Below are 17,587 nucleotides of genomic sequence, written 5' to 3'. Positions count from 1 at the left end.
GAGCTGTAACGACGACCAGCCCGAACGGCACTGATGGCACTGATCGCACTGACGATAAGACTGCCAGTCGGGTGCTGTGGGCCCTCTGCAGAACCAGCTCTCTTCCAGACTCGGCTCGTGCCTCCGGCGGCGCAACATCGCCAAAGCTGCCTACCCCAGAGGCTCTTGATGCAACGTCATCTCCTGCCGATGACCTCTGACTAAGCGTAGGATCGTCAGCACCAGGCGCGCCGCTGCGATGTGGCGCTGAGCAGACCAAGGGGTCGGGCGGCGTTGACATATTTCTATGAGCAACTTGACCCAGAGCGCTTTCAGCACTTCTGCCAGGCCTTGATTGCCCGCGAGTATCCCGGCACTCAGTGCTTCCCCGTCGGCCAGCGCGATGGAGGCCGAGACGCTGTTCAGTTCTTCACCAATCCCAAAGGGAACTACCGTCTATTCCAGGTGAAGTTCGTCAGGAATCCTCACGCGATCGACGATGTTCATAAGTGGCTCGTCGAGACCATGAAGGGAGAAATTCCGAAAATCCGCGAACTACTCCGGGAAAACCCTGATGCAGTTGAATATATTCTCATTTCAAATGTCGCCGGCACCGCTTATCCAAACTCGGGATCGATCGATACGCTCAACGATGCGCTGAATACCGATGTAACGGTTCCCATTAGGGTTTGGTGGAGAGACGATCTGGACAGGCGTTGCGACGGATCCTCGGGAGTCAAATGGTCATATCCGGACATTCTTCGAGGTGTGGACATCCTGCAGGCCTTGTCCGAATCGATTGGACCAGACCTGCAAGGAAGTCGCCTTGATGTGCTGCGCAGCTTCGCTGTGGACCAATTCGAGATGGACAACGAGGTTCGATTCAAGCAAGTCGAACTGAGTAACGAAATCCTGAATCTCTTTGTTGACGTGCCAGCTAGGATCTCTTCGACCCAAGCGGAAGGGAGGCGGAAGGAAGATAGACGTGCGCAGGAGATTCGATTCTTGGCTCAGCGATTGTCGAGTAGCGATCAATGGGAGACTCAGCAACACACTGATGTGGGAGCTGCGACCCTTTTTCTTAGCGATGAGATAGCAAATCTGGCAGACATTGTGGTCCTTGAAGGTGGGCCAGGACAAGGTAAATCCACCCTCGCGCAGTACGTATGCCAGGTACACAGGATGAAGATTCTGAGTAAGCCTGAATTTGAAACACTGCCCACGACGCATCGTCCCTCATCTGCGCGTTTTCCCATCAAGGTTGATTTGCGGGAATACGCTACTTGGCTTTCCGGAAAGAACCCGTTCGCGCAAGAGGCTGGCGAGCTGCGACCTGCCAACCTTAGCAAGTCGCTTGAGTCGTTCATGAGCGCCTTGATTAGAGAACGCTCCGGAGGCCTCACCTTCGGACCTGACGATCTAGCTATCGTAGCCCGATCAAGCGCGCTACTCATCGTATTGGACGGACTCGACGAGGTAGCAGAAGTCAAACTCCGGAATGATGTCGTACGAGAGATCACTGCCTCTGCTAGACGCCTGCAAGAATCGGCAGCGTCACTGCAGATCATCGTCACAACTCGACCTTCTGCCCTTGCAGAGGTTTCAGATTTCCCCACCAAGACGTTTCACAAGTGGACCCTCACACGGCTGGGACGACCTCTGATTGAGGAATATTCTGAACGCTGGGCAAAGTCAAGACGACTCCCCTCCAAAGAAGTGGCCGAGCTGCGTCGCGTGCTAGCCGATAAGCTAGATCAGCCTCATATGAGGGATTTGGCACGGAACCCCATGCAATTGGCGATTTTGCTCAGTGTGATACACACCCGCGGGAGCAGTCTACCGGATAAGCGAACAGCCCTTTACGACATCTATGTGGAACTCTTTTTGGCTCGAGAAGCCGAGAAAAGTGAAGTCGTCAAGAAGCGGCAAGAGATCCTCATCGATGTACATCGCTATCTGGCGTGGGTTCTTCATAGCGAGGCCGAGACAGGTATGGCCCTGGGGAAGATAGAGGCAAGCCGACTTCGACAGCTCATTAAGTCGTACCTCCTCTCCGAAGGTCGCGACCCTGAGCTCGCTGAAGAGCTCTTCACTGGCCTGGCTCAGCGGGTGGTCTTCCTCGTGGGGGCAGTTGAGGGCCTGTTCGAGTTCGAGGTGCAACCACTACGCGAGTACTTCGCCGGGAGGTTCCTTTACGAGACTGCACCGTACAGCCCTGTCGGTAGCCCCCGATCCGGTACCAAGGATGAGCGCTTTGACGCAGTCGCGCGGAACACTCACTGGCTCAACGTAACGCGCTTCTATGCTGGTTGCTTCAGCAAGGGCGAGCTGCCATCTCTGGTCGACAGGCTCGAAGTCCTCTGCACAGATGTTGACCTCGGCCTCACTTCTCACCCCCGTTCCCTCGCTGCCACCCTTGTGGCCGACTGGGTGTTTAGTCAGAATGCCCGCAGTGTCAAAAAGGTAATCGATCTCATTCTGAGTAAGGATGGATATCGATCCCTGTTGGGGGATGACCGGTACAGTGCGTCGGGAGGTGAACCCCTGACGCTGCCCGACGGATGTGGGCGTACTGAACTCCTAACTCGCTGCATGGAAGTGCTGCATGGAGCTCCCCCCAAAGATATCCAGCTGTCTGTTGCACAACTTGCACAAAAGAACGGCACGCGAAAGGAAATTCGGGAACATTACGTAACCGGGTTCGCTACTCTCGCGAGCGAGGTTCAGAAGTCCTCATGGATTTTGTCGGGGCAATACCTTGGTGTTCTCTCATCATTCTCGAATAAGGAGCTTGATTCTCTCTTCAAAGAATTCGACGTACCTCTGAATGAAGACGTTCTGACCGCACTCCTCGCGTCGGGGCACGCCGACTACTTTGCCCAGAGCGAGAACCTTCGTAAAACTTTCAGCGATAGGATTCTTGATGGGTACGTGACGGGGATCAGGTTGCCTCGACGAATCAATAACTCCATGGACCTTCTTTGTACAGCGGTCAATCCAATGCCACTGTTCCGGCATCACTTCGACTCGGGGTTGCCTCTCTCCGAGGTATTCTCCAGGAACCTCGGCGTTAAATGGCCAACAGAACCTCCACAGCCGTCTGGAAATCAGCACATCGATATTACGGTCAGTGGTTTCTTGGATCTACTGACAAACAAAGCAAAAGATGCGCTTGCCTCGAACGGTGAACTGCAGCGTTATGTCGAGCTTCTTGCTTCCACTGTGGGCCTGCGTTGGTCAGTTTGGGTATTGGCATTGGGGTACACGCTTTCCACGCCTCGCGGGAAGCGTTCCGAAGTATCTGAAGTCGACCTCTTCGATGACTCCGTAAATGTATTCCATCGCCTGAAATATGCCCGGTTGCAGGCCGGCGGTTTGTCCTGGTGGAGGAGGCAGCTTAGTTCAGCGGAGGGGTACGAACGTCAATTTTGGGCACTGGCAGCACTAACCATCTGCGGCCCTGCAACCCTGACCAAGTTGTGCGGGGAAATTGATGATGTCGTTGAAATTCTCGATAATCGCGATGCCAAGCGCCTCCAAGCTTCGATCGAGAACGTGAGTGGGTGGATTGGTGGATCGCGGGCAGTGCGACTCGACTCCCTGCCAGAGGTGATGAGCCCACGCCTGGCGGCCATTCTTTCCTACTCGGCGACAACCCCAGATCATCACGTGCTGGTGGACAAGTATCTCTCCGACTACATGGGTAGCGATCCGATTGTGCACGAGATGATTTTCTTCTCGGCTATGGATAAAATGCGGAGTGGTGAAGCAGATTGGTCAAAGTGCGTAGAGCTGGTCAGGCGAGCGTACCGCGCAAAGGTTGAGGGTCACGTCACGCAGTATTTCCGACACGTGCAAGGATTGCCCTTGCCCGTAACTGTTGCCCAGAAGGTGGCAAGCAATCCACTCTCTTACCCTTATTTCCTCGTCAATATGGCTGAAATGAGCGTCAAGAGGGATCTAGCTCAGAAGGCGGTTCCCCTGTCGAAAGTGGCTGAGGAATACGGGTGGTTCAATGACGAGTGACAAGTAGGTGGGTGCATCGCACGCAGTACTCGGCTTTGCGGTTGAGGTGTCTGCCCCACTCTTTTGCAGCCGCGGGGCGATAAGCCTCTTCTTGCAGGGCGCCACGAAGGTCAGACTGACCACCGCCGACAACTAGTAGTGTCAACGATGGATGTCAGCGCAATGTCGGATTATGCACGTGGAACTGCTCGTCGGCCGAACTGCGCTGGTGCCCAACCGTCCCAGGAACACGGCTGCTCGCGTCCCTACGCTGCTCGATGGACAGCCTCAGTTCTGAGGGGGTCGGCCACGGGGCACGCCTGTGGATCATGCGGTGACAGTTTGCACAGATGAGAGCGAGATCGCTGAGCTTGGTCCGGCCCTCTCCCGCCTCGTGCAGCGGGACGATGTGATGGCACTCGATGTATCCGGCGCCACGGTCGCCGTACACCTCCTCGAAGTCGAAACCGCATGCCTTACAAGTGAGCCGCCCACCGCGTTGAAGAACGGAAGCGATCTTCTTCTTACGCAGGCCCTGGTTCCGTTCACGCGCCCTGTGCCGGCGCATCAGAAGTCGCCCTTCAGGGGCACTGCAGTCGTCGTCGAACTCCTCCTCCGCCGGAGGAAGGGACTGCAACTCGCCCGTCGCAATGCCCTGACGGATGAGTCGCGCGGCCTCGGTCATCTCCTGCGGCCGGGCAAGAAACTCGTGCAGCACGGCCCCATCGAGGGCACCGCCGTTCGTGGGCTTGCCCTGATAGTCCGGGTGTCGGGTAGCAATGTCGAACGTCTTGCGAGCGACACCGTTGGGGTTGCGGAACTTCTCGTTACGCTCCGCTTCAGCATGAATGGGAAACAGCTGGAGCAGGGCAGACAGCTCCACCACCCGGCTGTCCTGGGCGTCCAAGCCCTTCCAGTTGTTCACCATCACCAGGTGGCAGGCGAGGATGATCTCGTCGCGGGCCCAATCAGGGTTCTTGATGGCTCTAACCTGGAAGCCCACCCGCTTGAGCCATACCGCAGCGTGGTCCTTGCCCCCGCTGAACTCGTCCGGCGCGAGGGCCCGCCCCTGGTCCCACTTGTGCGCCACCCCGGCGACCGCCTTGGAGTCGTACTCCTGCTCTTCGTGCACCAGGACGTAAGACCGCGCTTCCCCGAAGCCGTACTTCGCCAGGAAGGCGACACGCCCCAATTCATCGTGCTCCGCCAGGGCCTTGAGCACGGACTCCCGTGTGATCGCTCCTCTGCGCATGGAGGAAGAGTACGGCCGAGCACTGTCATCAACGGCCGTATCAACAGCACACCGCGGTGAGCAACGATAGGAAAGGTCGTTGTCATCCAGGGCAATGACAAACCTGCGATGGTCGCGGGCCGTATCCCGGCAGCGGTTAAGTCGTTCAGCAGTGCTCGGCCCGGGCTCCTGGTGTGCGCAAAGTCGCCACTCGTGCCTGTTGCCAGGGCAAGGGCCTCGTCAGCCCTGTTGGCGGGAAGTGGGCCACGCGGGGGGTCTTAGGGCAGTCTGAGGTTTAAGGCCCGACGCCGACTTGCATCCTTTTTATCCATATTTAGACCGTGATCCACATTGCGATTGTCGCAAGACGTCGCTACGGTGTGAACATGAATGCCGCCCTGATCGAACGTGTGCGCGAAGTCATCGGCAGAGCTGGCTCGACCCAAACGGCCCAGGCAGAGCGTCTCGGGATGACCCCCGACAAACTTTCCAAGTCGTTGAGTGGCGTACGCCGCTTCACGTCCCTTGAGCTGGCACTTCTTGCCGACGCTGCGAGCACTACGGTCGACTGGCTCATCAGCGGACGGCAACCCCGTGAAGCGGCCAACGTGGCCGCTCGCCGAAATGGCGAGGGCGACAGCACTCAGGCTGACGCACGGGAGACACTCGCCCGCTACGAGAACCTCATCGATGCCTTGGCCCGCCTTGGCCATAGTCTGCCTGCGCTCCCCAGCTTGCCTTCAGTGACAGATGCCTCTCCTCGCGCTGTCGACCAAGGCGAGGAGTTGGCTCAGAAGGCGCTTGCAGCCCTGAGCGAATCCCCACGTCTCATGGGGAATGAGGAGTTGGCGGCAGCCTGCGAAGGCGCCTACGGAATGCAGATCGCCGCCACAAAGTTGCCCGAGGGACTGGATGGTGTCGCGTGGTCACCGGCAGACTTCAGGCTCATCGTCGTGGCAAGTACCGCCAAGTGGACGCGTCAACGGTTCACTCTGGCTCACGAGCTAGGTCACGTGCTGGCAGGTGACGCCGGAGATGCCGTTGCCGAGCACCTCTCGCTGGGTCACTCTCAATCGCTTCGTGAAATGCGCGCTAACTCGTTCGCTGCCGCGTTCCTCATGCCTCGGGACGAGGTAGCTCAAGATGCACGTGCCGGCATGGATGAGTGGGCCATCGGAAAGCTCGCGTGGAAGTACAAGGTCTCTCCGAGCGCCATGGCTACTCGCCTCAAGGCGCTGGGCCTAATCGACGTTGATCAGCGCAGGGAAGCCTTGAAGATCACGACTCGTGACGCTGCGCAGGCAGCAGGCGAACTCGCTGATCATCTCAAGGGTGCCAAAGCAGCCGAGCAGGGATGGCCACCCAACACGCTTAGTCAGCTGGCTGCCCGCGCATACCTTCAGGGCGACATGAGCGTGAGGCCCCTCGCATCCTTGTGGGAGGTGGACCCGGACACTCTTCTGGACGTGCTCGAGCCTTCAGAAGAGCCCGCGAGCGAGCCAACTACCGCGGAAGCAGGGCTAATCTTTACTCCATGACGCCGCTGCGCTCCTTCTGGTTTCCCGACAACACGGTGCTCTGCAATTTCGCCTGTGTAGATCGCATCCGGTTGCTCGAGGAGATACTCAACGGCCGTGGTCGCTGGACCGCGGCAGTCGCGTACGAGGCCAGCAATTCGGCACGCATCAAATACCGAACCCTTCAGGCGCTGATCGATGACGGGACGCTGGGGGAGCCCATTGAGATCGAAGACGATGAAGTCGAAGCCGTCCAGACAGCAAGGGTTGCGTTCGGGGGTGTGCCAGAACTTCCCCTCAAGCACCTTGGCGAGGCGGAGACTCTCCACTTGATCCAAACCCGCCAAGAATTTAAGGGCGCTTCAACCTGGATCAGCGACGACAAGATCACACTGAGCTACGCCAGGCGTAAGGGCCTCAGCGTCATGGACACCACGGATCTCATGGCTTACGGCTGCTCCATGGGTGACGTTGGCCCCCAGGAAGCCTTCCACATCCTTCAGCAAATGGTGCAGCTGGGGCGCGGAGTGCGCCTGCCGGCGTCAGCGCATGAGCTCAGTCAGTGACTGCCACAGGTGGAAACTAGCGGCAGGTCAGAGCAGGTTGGCAACCGTCCGAAACATGCTCTCTGACGTCCCCGCCCCCCTTGACCCACCACTATCCCAGCTCCCATCCCGTCCGCCTTCGACCCACACACCGTGGAGCGGGCGTGGTTCAGGGCGTCAAGGTGGAGCGCGCCACTGTACGAACGACCTTGACGCCCTGGGCCGCGACTGCTCGGCTCTGCCTGGGTCGAAGGCGGACGGGATGGGAGCTCCACAACGCTCACCACGAATCCGCCGGCACCCGCCAACGGCGCCCCATCCATCCCGGAGTCTGAGCGCCCCCGCCGGAGGCATCTCCTTCGGCCGCGCCGACTCTGTCGGCCTGGTCTCAGTAGGGATCCCCACCCCGTGCTGCAGATTTCTCTCGGGTAGGTGTCGCGCTCGGTGCGCCGCCGCCCGGCCGGGGGCAGCCGGGGCGGAGACAGAGGCAGCCCGCGGCCGGGGCTGCGGCGCGCGCCGCGCTTGCGCGGCGCCTTGAACCCGTAGAGAAAGTTTCTACTCACTCCATCGTTCCTAGCCTGTCCGGTCCCGGTAGATGCTTGACACTTCGGTCCCAGGACGTCGGCGTTCCGGAGTCGCTCCCGTCGCCAGCCGATATTCCGCGTGACGGCCGGGCCACGACACGGTAGAACCCGACGTGTGACCGTCTTTTACTGCACCAAATGCGGGACCGCGCTTACCGGGGACCTGGCGACTCTGCCCACTGTCCCGGACGTCGACGACCCGGACGACGGCCGGGACAAAAAAACCGGACGAGCCCGCTCCACCATCCCCCGCGGGCACTACGCCATCGACCCCGATCCGTGGGGCGCGCCCTTCGTGCCAGCCGTCGAACCCCGCCAGCACGCCCGCCGCACGGGCCGCGAGCTGCTGCGGCTTCAGTCTGGGACCGGGACCACTGTCTCCGCGGGCCAGCGCGACAGCGTCGTCGTCCACCCTGACGACGTCCTGCCCCGCCTCAATTCCTTCAAGTGCGGGGACAACTGGACCGGGTGCTGCGGTCCCACCGGCACACACGGCCCCAACCTGGCCTGCGCCTGCGGCTCACGCCTGGCCACCTGGGCCGCCGATTGCCTGGGCCCCAATGAACTCCATCTCGACCCCGTCCGTGCATACGCCTGGCACCAGGGCGGAGCCGCCGAGGATGCCCTTGACGGCGAGGAACGGCCCTGACTCTCTACAAGGCGGGCGCGACTCAGGCCCAGCGGTGACAGGTCAACGAAATGGGGAACAAAGAGCGAGCCTGGCGATCTCACGAAGCCTCACCATGGGGAGTTGGCGCGTGATCGTCACCTGTCGATGGACAGTCTCGACGGCTACGCTGGTGCGAGCCAGATGATGACTTCAGGGAGCGTGCCAGGGGATGGGACCGAAGTCGGCGCGGGTGTACCGCACGATTCGCGAGTGGGTTGCGTCGGGGAAGTTGCAGCCCGGCGAGAAGCTGCCCTCTGAGCGCACCCTAGAGAAAGACCTCGACATCGGCAGGACCCAACTCCGCACAGTGCTGGCCAAGCTCGTCGCGGAGAAGGTGCTCGAGTCGTACGCCCGCAGCTCCTACCGGGTGCCATCCCACGACGTGAGCATCGAGCGGCCGGACGACTTGGAGCCGTGGCAGATTCATGGCGAGCGGACGGTCTACGACAACCGCTGGGTGAAGCTGACGCTTGTCGACGTCGAGCCGCCAGGTGTCGAGCGCTTCGAGCATCACGTCGTACGGCTCCATCACGTCTCGATCGCCGCGGTCCTCGATGCCCAAGACCGCGTGCTCATGCTCTGGCGCTACCGGTTCGTCGCCGATAAGTGGGGTTGGGAGCTTCCCGGCGGCATCGTGGATGAGGGGGAGGACGCTCTCGCGACGGCGCTACGTGAGGTGGAGGAAGAGACCGGCTGGCGGCCTGACTCCCTGGATCACGTGGTCACCTTTCAGCCCATGATCGGCATGGTCGACTCGCCACATGCGATCTACGTCGGCAAAGGCGCACAGCATGTCGGCGACCCCACCGACATCGAGGAAGCCGGGCACGTCGCATGGGTGCCGCTCTCGGATATTCCGGGGCTGATGGCGAGGGGTGAGCTGATGGGCGCGGGCACGTTGGTTGCTTTGCTGCACGTCCTCGCATCTCGCGGAGAAGGTGCCCCTACAGCTTCTGCGTGAGCTGCTCGATACGTCGGCGGTGACGCACAGACCCGGTCCGGTTTGCCAACAAGCGCGCCTGCTGCAGGTGCGCCTGCGCCTCGGCATGTTCCTCACGCGCAAGGTGCGCCTGGGCAAGGTCGCAGCGCAGACCTGACGTGGCACGGATGAACGTCGGGTCCGCACTGTCCAGTGCCTCGTACAGGCTGCTGAGCGCGTCGTCGTCTCCAAGCAGCGCAAGTGCGTTCCCGCGCCATCGCGCCAGATGGCCACCGTTCAGGAAGATGCTCAACATGTCTGGGTCGCGGGCTTCTTCGCCTTCGGGGAGGCAAGCGGCGGCTCGGTCGAGTGCCTGCCGGCAGTCATCCGCCATCCCGGCCTTGGCGCAGAGCTCCGCCTCGGCCGCATACAGCCATGCCCGCAGCCGTGGTGACATCTGCTGACCGCCCAAGCGCTGAGCCTCACGCACGAGAGCTACCGCCATCTCGGGGCGGCCTGCTTCGTTGAGTACGTATGCCTGCTCCGCCGTGGCGTGGGCGAGGTACATCGGCTCACCAGCCTCCTGAGCGGCGCGCTTCCCTAACTCGTAGTTCCGCCACGCCCGTTCGACGCCTCCGGCGTCGAGTGCTTGCCAGGCGGCGAGGGTGGAAGCTCCGGCCAACGCCAGAGCGACGGGTCGACGTGTCTCGGGGAGCACTGCGAACGTGAGCGCGTCTTCCAGAGTCGCGAGGTGGCCCGTCATCTGATCAATGAGGGATGCGGCGCCCATCTGGCGATCCTGGGTGCGTAGTAGCTCCGTCTGGTCCATGAATGTCTTCACCATGGTGAGACTGACGCTGCGCGCAGAATCGATCCGGTTGATCAGGTCGTCGTATCCGTCGACCGCGGGGGGCGCCTCTGCGGGAGCCTGCCGGCCGAATAACTCCTCATCGGTGACACCCAGTACCGGCCGCAGGATTTTCGCGTAGCGCTCGCTGATCGAGCGTCTGCCGTTCTCCCACTCCGAGACGTAGACGCGCAGGCTGGCGGTCGAGCCGATGTCGAGCGCATGCCTTCGCGCGTATTGCTCAAGCTCGTGGATGAGCCGCGCTTGTGACCACTCTCGCGCACCTCTGGCTTCCCGTAGCCGGTTGAGCACCTGCACCGCCGCCCCTGCACCTGGTCCGTCAACTCTTCACAGCAGCATGCCTCACGTCGGCGCAGGTCGGGCAGGGGTTAACACCGACGTTAACAAGATCGCGGTGAACCTCTGTTGGCTACCGGCCAGTTGAGCGAGGCGCTTCTCTAGAAGGGTCACAGCAAAGCGAGTTGAGGCGGCCAGCCGCATCAACCGCTTGACATCTGGTGCGCACCAGATGCAACCTGTTGGTGCGCACCAGATGGGAAAGCGAAGAGCCCCGCGGCTGCTGCCGACAGGGCTCGAAGACCTCACATGCAGGAAGCGGCGCCCTACCGCCAAGCAAGTCGCCGCTTCCGCCCCTACAAGGGAGCTTCCATCATGTCATCGTTCAAGATTGATCTTTCGAGCGCCGTTGTGTTTGTCGCGGTGGAGCCGAAGCTCAAGGTGATCAACAAGGAGACGGGTGAGATCGCGGTCGACCGCGAGACGAAGGCCAAGATGATGACGGTCGGCCTGACCATCGCGGACGAGGGTGAGGCGAACCTCTACACCGTCTCGATCCCGGAGACGGGTATCCCGGCCGGCGTCACACTGGGGATGCCGGTCAAGGTCGTCGGTCTCAAGGCTCGTGACTGGGAGAACACGTTCAACGGTGAGAAGCGGTTCGGTATCGCGTTCCGCGCCGTCGCTCTGGTCACCCCGTCCAGCACCAAGGCCTGATCACCATGTCGGGAAACGCCCTGGTGATCGTGGGTGTGCTCGTGGTCGCCGCAGTGCTGGTTCTGCGGTCGAAGCGTCCGGCCTGGTACTGGATGACGTTCGGCGTCGTCTTCGCGATAGTGCGGGTGTCCTTCCGGTACGCGTCGGTCATGGATGCGTGCGGGCTAACAGTTCCGCCGTCCCGGTTGCGACTGACGTGGGCCAGGATGACGAACCGCCCGGCCCCCGAATCCCGTCCGCCGCGGATCCTGCGGATGCGGCCGACCCGTACCGGGCTGGTGCTGCGGCTGAAGATGCGACCCGGTCAGGACGCGTTCGACTTCATGGCGTCAACGGATCGGCTGAGGCACTCGTTCGCCATGCAGGGCATCACCTCGCGTGAGATCAAGTCGGGTGTCATCGAGTTACGTATGACCGGCTACGACGTCCTCAAGCGGGTCCAGATGCCGACCAAGGCAGTTCGGGAAGGGCTGTGTGTCCCGGTCGCGCTCCGGGAGGACGGAGCAGTCCACTACCGGGACTACCAGGAGGTCCCGCACGCCCTGAACCTCGGGGCGACCAAGTCCGGGAAGTCTGTCTACCAGCGGCAGTTGGTCAAGGAACTCGCGCCGCTCGATGTCGCCCTGGTCGGGATCGACTGCAAGGAAGGAGTCGAACTCGCCCCGCTCGCCCGCCGGTTCTCCGCCCTGGCGGACAACCCCGATGACGCTGCCGAGCTGCTGGAAGCCCTCGTGGCACGGATGGCCGACACGTACCAGGTGATCCGCGGCGAACAGCGCATCAGCGCGGACACCCCAGACGGGGAGATCACTGCCGATATTTGGGGGCTCCCGGATGATCTGCGGCCGGTCCCGGTCGTCCTCCTCGTCGATGAGGTGGCGGAACTCGCCCTGTTCTCCACCTCGGCGGAGAAGAAACGGCGGGAGCGGATCGTCACTGCCCTGGTTCGCCTGGTCCAGCTCGGTCGTGCAGCGGGGATCTACGTGGAGATCTGCGGGCAGCGATTCGGCGCCGAACTCGGTGACGGGATCACCATGCTCCGGGCCCAGCTGACCGGCCGCGTCTCGCACCGGGTCAACGATGAAGCCTCCGCCAAGATGGCGTTCGGCGACATCTCCCCCGATGCGGTGCTGGCCACCACACAGATCCCCATCGAACGCCCCGGCATGGCCGTGGCCGGTGACTCCTCCGGCGGCTGGGTCCGCATCCGCACCCCCTTCACGACACTGCGCCAAGCCGTGACCGCCTGCAATGCGCACGCGCACCGCACGCCGGCACTCGATGGACTTGCCGCGTTCCGGCCGGTCCTGCCGGACGTGTCCCTGGTCAAGGTCCCGGCCCCGGCCAGCACCCCCGCCACGGTCTGACCCACCTCTCACCCCACGGTCGGCGCGACCGCCCTTCGCGCCAAGTCCCTACCCCCGCCATGCCCAAAGGGAGGACGCCATGCCCGCCGCGAAGCGGACTCGCACCGCGCGAAGGAAGCCGTGTCCGGACTGCAAGAGGGCCGGTCAGGTCTCCGAGTCCTTCCAGGTCGGAGGTCGCAAGAAGCGCGACTCCGCCGACCGGCAGGAAGCCCTCTGCCTGACCTGCTTCGGCACCGGCCACGCCCCCGAGTAGCTCCCCGCCGGGACCGGGCGGCAGGACACAGATCCCCGCCCGGCCCCGGCCACAACACCCCAGCGAAGGAGGTGAAGACATGACCCGCTCGATCCGCCCGGACGCCGTCCTCGTGCAAGCCGTGATCGCCGGTGCCCTGTCCTTCGCCCACCTGCACGACATCGCCGCGGCAGCCGGACAGGACGGCTGGAAGGCCTGGGCCTACCCCATCTCCGTCGACCTGCTCCTCGTCGCGGCCTGGCGGCGCCTGCGCATCCTCCGCACCACCGGCGAGCCGACCCGCGCCGCGTGGACCTGGTTCGCCGTCGCACTGGCCGCATCCCTCGGGGCGAACGTCGCCACCGCCGGACTCCTCGACCTCACCGACGTCCCCGCCTGGCTCCGCATCCTCGTCGCTGGATGGCCCGCCCTCGCCTTCCTCGGCGGCACCCTCCTCGTCCACACCCCCGCCGCCGAGCTGGACACCGCCCCGGATCCCGGTCCCGCCGCGGCCCCGGCAATCGTGCCGGCCGAATTCGCCCCCGATCCGGCAGCCGAACCTGAGCCGCTCCCGGACGCGGTCGAAGCTGCCGAGCCCGTCCCCGCGCTACCCGCTCCGCCGCCCGTGGACGTTCCGCCCGCCCTGGTCGACCACGCCCGCAAGCTCGCCGACGCGCACCGCTCCGCGACCGGCACCCCGATCGACGCCGACACCCTGCGCGACCGCCTCGGCCTGCCCGGCCCGATGGCCGCCCAGCTCGCCGCCCAACTCGCCTGAAAGGACTGATCAACCATGCCTGGACGCGACACCACGCGAGACGAATTCCTGGCTGCGGCCCGCGAGATGGCCGATGCCGGTCGCCCGACCCTGGCTCGCTTGCTCGCCGAAGAAGCTGCTGACCGCGCCGCCACCCCGGCAGACGCTGCCCGCATTCTCGCCGACTTCCCCGGCCTCAGCCTGCGAGCGGAGGACTGATCGCCATGGCTGCCCGTGACTTCTTCCACTCCGTGATGCGGATCGGCCCGGTGCAGATCGGCACCCACCGCGACCGCCACGGCCGCACCAAACACGCCGCCGTCTGCGGCAACGACGACTGCGGCTGGTCCGCCGACTACTCCAGCCAGTCCGCCGCCCAGCTCGCCGCCCGCACCCACCGCTGCCGCACCCACTGACCGAAAGGACCGATCCCCATGGACGTCCCTCTCTGGCTCGCCCTGATCGTCGTCGGCTGGCTCGGCATCAAGCTCTTCCGTCCCCCGGCCTGGCTCGTCGCCGTGCTCCTCCTCGGCGGCTACCTCCTCGCCGACAGCCTCCTGGCCCCCGTCATCGACACCACCGTCAAGTAACACGCCCGGTAACACGCCCGAAGGGAGAACACACCATGATCCGCCCCCGCATCCCGGTCAACCCGCTGCCCACAGGCATCGTCACCCCACTCATCACCACCGCCCCGGCTCCGGCCCCGGTCGAGCAGCACCCCACCGTGGCCTGCGCCTGCCAGCACACCACCCCGGCGCCCGCCCCGGTCGCTTCCGGGCCCGCGGTACGGCTGTCCCCGGCCGGTGTTCTCGCCGTCGTGGGTGGTGGCGCTGCCGTCGTACTCGTCGTCGGCGCGGTCCTGGTCTCGATGCTGCTGGCCGTCGCCATCACGGGCGCCTCTGTCGCCGTCTGCGCCGTCGTCCTGCGCTCCCTACTCAACGACTCCCGGAAGTGGTGAGGGGCATGGACCTGCAAGCAGTCGCCATCGCCTTACCCGCGATCGGCTGGGCCGTGCACGGTGGCTTCCTCGCCCGCCGACTGGCCACAGCCCGCCGCGACCCGCTGACCGGTCTCCATACCCGCGCCGGATGGACCGCCCGCGCTGAGCGCCTGATCACCCGCGCCCCACAGGCGATCGTCCTCCTGCTCGATCTGGACGACTTCAAGGCCATCAACGACACCCACGGACACGCTGCCGGGGACGCCGTCCTTACCGCTACCGCCGCCCGGCTGACCGCCTGGTGCGACCGGGACGGCATCGCCGCACGGCTCGGCGGAGACGAGTTCACCGCCATCGTCACCCACCCTGACCGCACCACCGGCCTCGGCACTCTCACAGCTGCTCTGCACCATCCGGTTCCCTACCGCGGCTGCCTGCTGCCGGTCTCTGCCTCGGTCGGCACCTGCCGCATCGCTGACCTGCCCGTGGCGACCCTCACCGACGCACTCGCCGCAGCTGACGCCGCCATGTACGCGGCCAAAGGCCACGGGCGCCGCACGACTCATCTGTAACCGGCCCTCGGGGCGGCCTCAACCGCCAAGTCTCCGCCGCCCCGAGAGCCCTGCCCCCTACAGCCCAAAGGACCGAAGGAGAACCCCATCATGGCCCAGCCCACCTCTGCCCCGGTACGGATCTGTCCCGGCTGCGACGGCTTCGCCTCCGTCGCCATCACCCTCGGCGGCCGCGACCGCAACGGCAGCCGACGCACCATCACCGCCCACTGCCACACCTGCCACGGCACCGGCACCACCCTGCCCCTGCGGACCCTTCTCGACACCGCGGCCACCGCCGCCTTCACCCACCGCTGACCCCGCCGCCGGGATACCGCGCGCCGTTCCGGGCCGGTGTCCCGGCCTCTGCCTTTTGAGAGGAGGACTCCACAGTGACCACGACGACCGCACCGCCCCCGGTGGGCGACCTCGCGTTCCTCGCCAGCCTGGGCATCATGCCCGGCCTCATGCGCCAACTGCGCGGCCTCGGCGGCTGCACCACCCCCATCCGCCTCGACGGACAGCGCACCGACATCCACCCCACCACCGGCGAAATCCTGCACGAACTCCACTCCTCGGATCTGGCCGCCGGGAACCTCCTGGTCCGCTGCAACAACCGCCGCGCCACCCGCTGTGCGGCCTGTGCAGAGACCTACCGCCGCGACACCTACCAACTCATCACCGCCGGACTCCGCGGCGGCAAAGGCACCCCTGAACAAGTCGCCACCCACCCGCGGGTGTTCGCAACGTTCACCGCCCCCAGCTTCGGCCCCGTCCACAACCAACCCGCCTCCGGCCGCTGCCGCTGCGGCACTCAGCACCCCGATGACGCGCCCCAGTTAGGCACCCCGCTCGCGCCTGCCTCGTACGACTATGAAGCGGCCGTGCTGTGGAACGCGCACGCCTCGAAGATCTGGGCGCGGTTCTCCATCTACCTGCGCCGTGAAGTCGCCAAGCGCGCCGGGCTCAGCCAACGCGCCTTCGCCGACCGCGCCCGCGTCTCCTTCGCCAAGGTCGCCGAGTACCAGCGCCGCGGCGCCATCCACTTTCACGCCGTGATCCGCCTCGATGGCCCCGACGGCGGAGATACCCCGCCCCCGGCCTGGGCCACCCCCGACCTCCTCGCCGAGGCCATCCGCGCCGCCGCCTCAGCTGCCGACGTGCCGGGACCGGTCATCGACGGCCGCGCTCACACCTTCTCCTTCGGCCGACAGCTCGACATCCGCCCCATCCGCACCTCCGACTTCGACGGCGGCACCGAACTCACCGAACGAGCCGTCGCCGCCTACATCGCCAAGTACGCCACCAAAGGAGCAGAGACCGCGACCGGCACCCTCGACCGCCCCATCAAGTTCCTCGCCGAACTCGCCCGCATGACCCTCACCGACCACGCCCGGCAGATGATCCGCACCGCCTGGACCCTCGGCGCACGCACAGACCTCGCCGACCTCCGGCTCAGGGCCTGGGCCCACATGCTCGGCTTCCGCGGCCACTTCTCCACCAAAACCCGCCGCTACTCCACCACCCTCGGCGCCCTTCGCACCGCCCGCGCCGAATGGCGACGCCTCCAAGCCGCCATCGCCCACGGTGACCAAACCCCCGTGCCGGCCGATCCGGACAGTGACGACACCACCCTCGTCCTCGCCCACTGGAACTTCGCCGGAACCGGACTCACCCGCGGCGAGGAATGGCTCGCCGCCTCCATCACACCCGACTTGGAAGGAGCCGCAGCATGACCACCGCCACCGCCGAGCTGCTGACCGTGCCCGAGGTCATGGCGCGGCTCAAGCTCGGACGCTCAGCGGTCTATGACCTGATCCGCTCGCGCCGACTGACCTCGATCACCATCGGCCGGTCCCGTCGCATCCCCGCCGACGCCGTGCGGGACTTCATCGTCCACGAGATCGAGGAAGCGGCCTGATGCCTTCCCAGCGCAAGCGCAATCCAAATGGTGCGGGCACCATCACCAAGCGCAAGGACGGCCGGTATCAAGCCGCGGTCTACGTCCCCCAGCCGGACGGCACCCGCGCCCGCAAGTTCGCCTACGGCAAGACCTGGGCCGAGTGCGACGCCAAGCGCCGCGAACTACTCGACAAGGTCGACCAGGGTGTCCCCGTACCCACTCGTTCGGCCAGGCTCTCCGAGTGGCTGCCCTACTGGCTCGACAACATCATCAAGCCGCGCCGCAAGCGCACGACGTACGCGAAGTACGAGACTCACGTCCGGCTCTATCTGGTGCCCATGCTCGGGTCTAAGCGCCTCGAATCGCTGAGCGTTTCCGATGTCCGGCGCCTCCTCGTCCGCCTGGAGCAGCAGACCACCGCGGCAACTGCGAAGGAATCGCACCGGGTGCTGCGCACCGCTCTGACCGCTGCCTGCCGTGAAGAACTCGTCTTGCGGAATGTGGCGACCCTCGTCGAACCGCC

The 17,587-nt window shown here is 64.3% G+C and carries 20 protein-coding genes; 18 read left to right on the top strand and 2 right to left on the bottom strand.

Translation table 11 applies throughout. The features are described from left to right. Window positions 1–273 precede the first annotated feature (273 nt). Window positions 274–4,005 (top strand): NACHT domain-containing protein, encoded by a 3,732-nt coding sequence (locus ACWCP8_RS38925; RefSeq protein ID WP_451121216.1) that lies wholly within the window; start codon window positions 274–276, stop codon window positions 4,003–4,005. A gap of 154 nt (window positions 4,006–4,159) precedes the next feature. Here the strand turns inward: ACWCP8_RS38925 and ACWCP8_RS38920 are convergent, their stop codons facing one another. Then, window positions 4,160–5,236: an HNH endonuclease gene (locus ACWCP8_RS38920; protein ID WP_451121214.1), complete on the bottom strand. Its 1,077-nt coding sequence runs from the start codon at window positions 5,234–5,236 to the stop codon at window positions 4,160–4,162. Window positions 5,237–5,601: 365 nt separating this feature from the next. Between ACWCP8_RS38920 and ACWCP8_RS38915 the strand changes: the two genes are divergently transcribed. From ACWCP8_RS38915 to ACWCP8_RS38900, 4 genes are all read left to right on the top strand, one after another. Then, the gene (locus tag ACWCP8_RS38915) at window positions 5,602–6,753 is read left to right on the top strand and encodes an ImmA/IrrE family metallo-endopeptidase (protein ID WP_451121212.1); all 1,152 of its coding nucleotides are present in this window, start codon (window positions 5,602–5,604) and stop codon (window positions 6,751–6,753) included. Then, entirely contained in the window at window positions 6,750–7,298 is a 549-nt protein-coding gene (locus ACWCP8_RS38910) for a hypothetical protein (RefSeq protein WP_451121210.1), read from the top strand. The genes ACWCP8_RS38915 and ACWCP8_RS38910 overlap by 4 nt, the downstream gene beginning before the upstream one ends. A gap of 678 nt (window positions 7,299–7,976) precedes the next feature. Beyond that, window positions 7,977–8,510, top strand: a complete 534-nt coding sequence (locus ACWCP8_RS38905; RefSeq protein WP_451121208.1) for a hypothetical protein — start codon at window positions 7,977–7,979, stop codon at window positions 8,508–8,510. A gap of 190 nt (window positions 8,511–8,700) precedes the next feature. Continuing rightward, entirely contained in the window at window positions 8,701–9,492 is a 792-nt protein-coding gene (locus tag ACWCP8_RS38900; protein ID WP_451121206.1) for an NUDIX domain-containing protein, read from the top strand. On the opposite strand, the gene ACWCP8_RS38895 is transcribed toward ACWCP8_RS38900, so the two are convergent. Continuing rightward, the gene (locus ACWCP8_RS38895; protein WP_451121233.1) at window positions 9,476–10,609 is read right to left on the bottom strand and encodes an XRE family transcriptional regulator; all 1,134 of its coding nucleotides are present in this window, start codon (window positions 10,607–10,609) and stop codon (window positions 9,476–9,478) included. The genes ACWCP8_RS38900 and ACWCP8_RS38895 overlap by 17 nt on opposite strands. Window positions 10,610–10,969: 360 nt before the next feature. On the opposite strand from ACWCP8_RS38895, the gene ACWCP8_RS38890 reads away from it, so the two are divergent. From ACWCP8_RS38890 to ACWCP8_RS38830, 13 genes are all read left to right on the top strand, one after another. Continuing rightward, window positions 10,970–11,311, top strand: coding sequence for an SCO3933 family regulatory protein (locus ACWCP8_RS38890; RefSeq protein WP_451121204.1), 342 nt, complete (start codon window positions 10,970–10,972; stop codon window positions 11,309–11,311). Window positions 11,312–11,316: 5 nt separating this feature from the next. Then, window positions 11,317–12,678: an FtsK/SpoIIIE domain-containing protein gene (locus ACWCP8_RS38885; protein WP_451121202.1), complete on the top strand. Its 1,362-nt coding sequence runs from the start codon at window positions 11,317–11,319 to the stop codon at window positions 12,676–12,678. Between the two features lie 79 nt (window positions 12,679–12,757). After that, window positions 12,758–12,931, top strand: a complete 174-nt coding sequence (locus ACWCP8_RS38880; RefSeq protein ID WP_451121200.1) for a hypothetical protein — start codon at window positions 12,758–12,760, stop codon at window positions 12,929–12,931. A gap of 79 nt (window positions 12,932–13,010) precedes the next feature. Further along, entirely contained in the window at window positions 13,011–13,688 is a 678-nt protein-coding gene (locus ACWCP8_RS38875) for a DUF2637 domain-containing protein (RefSeq protein ID WP_451121198.1), read from the top strand. Window positions 13,689–13,703: 15 nt separating this feature from the next. Next, window positions 13,704–13,886 (top strand): hypothetical protein, encoded by a 183-nt coding sequence (locus ACWCP8_RS38870; RefSeq protein WP_451121196.1) that lies wholly within the window; start codon window positions 13,704–13,706, stop codon window positions 13,884–13,886. A 5-nt stretch (window positions 13,887–13,891) separates the two neighbouring features. Then, entirely contained in the window at window positions 13,892–14,083 is a 192-nt protein-coding gene (locus ACWCP8_RS38865) for a mobile element transfer protein (protein ID WP_326603546.1), read from the top strand. Window positions 14,084–14,101: 18 nt separating this feature from the next. Further along, a complete protein-coding gene (locus tag ACWCP8_RS38860; protein ID WP_451121194.1) occupies window positions 14,102–14,257 on the top strand; it encodes a hypothetical protein in 156 nt (51 codons plus the stop codon). Between the two features lie 35 nt (window positions 14,258–14,292). Beyond that, on the top strand, window positions 14,293–14,628 hold the full coding sequence (locus tag ACWCP8_RS38855) for a SpdD-like protein (RefSeq protein WP_451121192.1): 336 nt from the start codon (window positions 14,293–14,295) through the stop codon (window positions 14,626–14,628). 5 nt (window positions 14,629–14,633) lie between these two features. Further along, window positions 14,634–15,182 (top strand): GGDEF domain-containing protein, encoded by a 549-nt coding sequence (locus ACWCP8_RS38850; RefSeq protein ID WP_451121190.1) that lies wholly within the window; start codon window positions 14,634–14,636, stop codon window positions 15,180–15,182. A 90-nt stretch (window positions 15,183–15,272) separates the two neighbouring features. Next, complete coding sequence (locus ACWCP8_RS38845) at window positions 15,273–15,479, top strand: hypothetical protein (protein ID WP_451121188.1); 207 nt, start codon at window positions 15,273–15,275, stop codon at window positions 15,477–15,479. Between the two features lie 137 nt (window positions 15,480–15,616). Beyond that, window positions 15,617–16,897 carry a replication initiator gene (locus tag ACWCP8_RS38840; protein ID WP_451121231.1) on the top strand — a complete coding sequence of 427 codons (1,281 nt, stop codon included), beginning with the start codon at window positions 15,617–15,619 and terminating at the stop codon, window positions 16,895–16,897. After that, window positions 16,894–17,082 (top strand): helix-turn-helix domain-containing protein, encoded by a 189-nt coding sequence (locus tag ACWCP8_RS38835; protein WP_451121186.1) that lies wholly within the window; start codon window positions 16,894–16,896, stop codon window positions 17,080–17,082. The genes ACWCP8_RS38840 and ACWCP8_RS38835 overlap by 4 nt, the downstream gene beginning before the upstream one ends. Further along, window positions 17,082–17,587: tyrosine-type recombinase/integrase (locus ACWCP8_RS38830; RefSeq protein ID WP_451121184.1), on the top strand; the 506-nt coding region annotated here is incomplete at its 3' end. The genes ACWCP8_RS38835 and ACWCP8_RS38830, both read left to right, overlap by 1 nt.

It is taken from the genome of Streptomyces sp. NPDC002206 (genome assembly GCF_053593595.1).
Note: the sequence above shows the minus strand (reverse complement) of the source record. Positions and strands in the feature narration are given on the sequence as shown.

Coding starts and splice junctions, on each gene's coding strand:
- ACWCP8_RS38840 (WP_451121231.1), top strand. CDS start 15,617: ATGCCCGGCCTCATGCGCCAACTGCGCGGCCTCGGCGGCTGCACCACC.
- ACWCP8_RS38915 (WP_451121212.1), top strand. CDS start 5,602: ATGAATGCCGCCCTGATCGAACGTGTGCGCGAAGTCATCGGCAGAGCT.
- ACWCP8_RS38845 (WP_451121188.1), top strand. CDS start 15,273: ATGGCCCAGCCCACCTCTGCCCCGGTACGGATCTGTCCCGGCTGCGAC.
- ACWCP8_RS38890 (WP_451121204.1), top strand. CDS start 10,970: ATGTCATCGTTCAAGATTGATCTTTCGAGCGCCGTTGTGTTTGTCGCG.
- ACWCP8_RS38855 (WP_451121192.1), top strand. CDS start 14,293: ATGATCCGCCCCCGCATCCCGGTCAACCCGCTGCCCACAGGCATCGTC.
- ACWCP8_RS38920 (WP_451121214.1), bottom strand. CDS start 5,236: ATGCGCAGAGGAGCGATCACACGGGAGTCCGTGCTCAAGGCCCTGGCG.
- ACWCP8_RS38870 (WP_451121196.1), top strand. CDS start 13,704: ATGCCTGGACGCGACACCACGCGAGACGAATTCCTGGCTGCGGCCCGC.
- ACWCP8_RS38835 (WP_451121186.1), top strand. CDS start 16,894: ATGACCACCGCCACCGCCGAGCTGCTGACCGTGCCCGAGGTCATGGCG.
- ACWCP8_RS38860 (WP_451121194.1), top strand. CDS start 14,102: ATGGACGTCCCTCTCTGGCTCGCCCTGATCGTCGTCGGCTGGCTCGGC.
- ACWCP8_RS38880 (WP_451121200.1), top strand. CDS start 12,758: ATGCCCGCCGCGAAGCGGACTCGCACCGCGCGAAGGAAGCCGTGTCCG.
- ACWCP8_RS38865 (WP_326603546.1), top strand. CDS start 13,892: ATGGCTGCCCGTGACTTCTTCCACTCCGTGATGCGGATCGGCCCGGTG.
- ACWCP8_RS38875 (WP_451121198.1), top strand. CDS start 13,011: ATGACCCGCTCGATCCGCCCGGACGCCGTCCTCGTGCAAGCCGTGATC.
- ACWCP8_RS38910 (WP_451121210.1), top strand. CDS start 6,750: ATGACGCCGCTGCGCTCCTTCTGGTTTCCCGACAACACGGTGCTCTGC.
- ACWCP8_RS38885 (WP_451121202.1), top strand. CDS start 11,317: ATGTCGGGAAACGCCCTGGTGATCGTGGGTGTGCTCGTGGTCGCCGCA.
- ACWCP8_RS38900 (WP_451121206.1), top strand. CDS start 8,701: ATGGGACCGAAGTCGGCGCGGGTGTACCGCACGATTCGCGAGTGGGTT.
- ACWCP8_RS38850 (WP_451121190.1), top strand. CDS start 14,634: ATGGACCTGCAAGCAGTCGCCATCGCCTTACCCGCGATCGGCTGGGCC.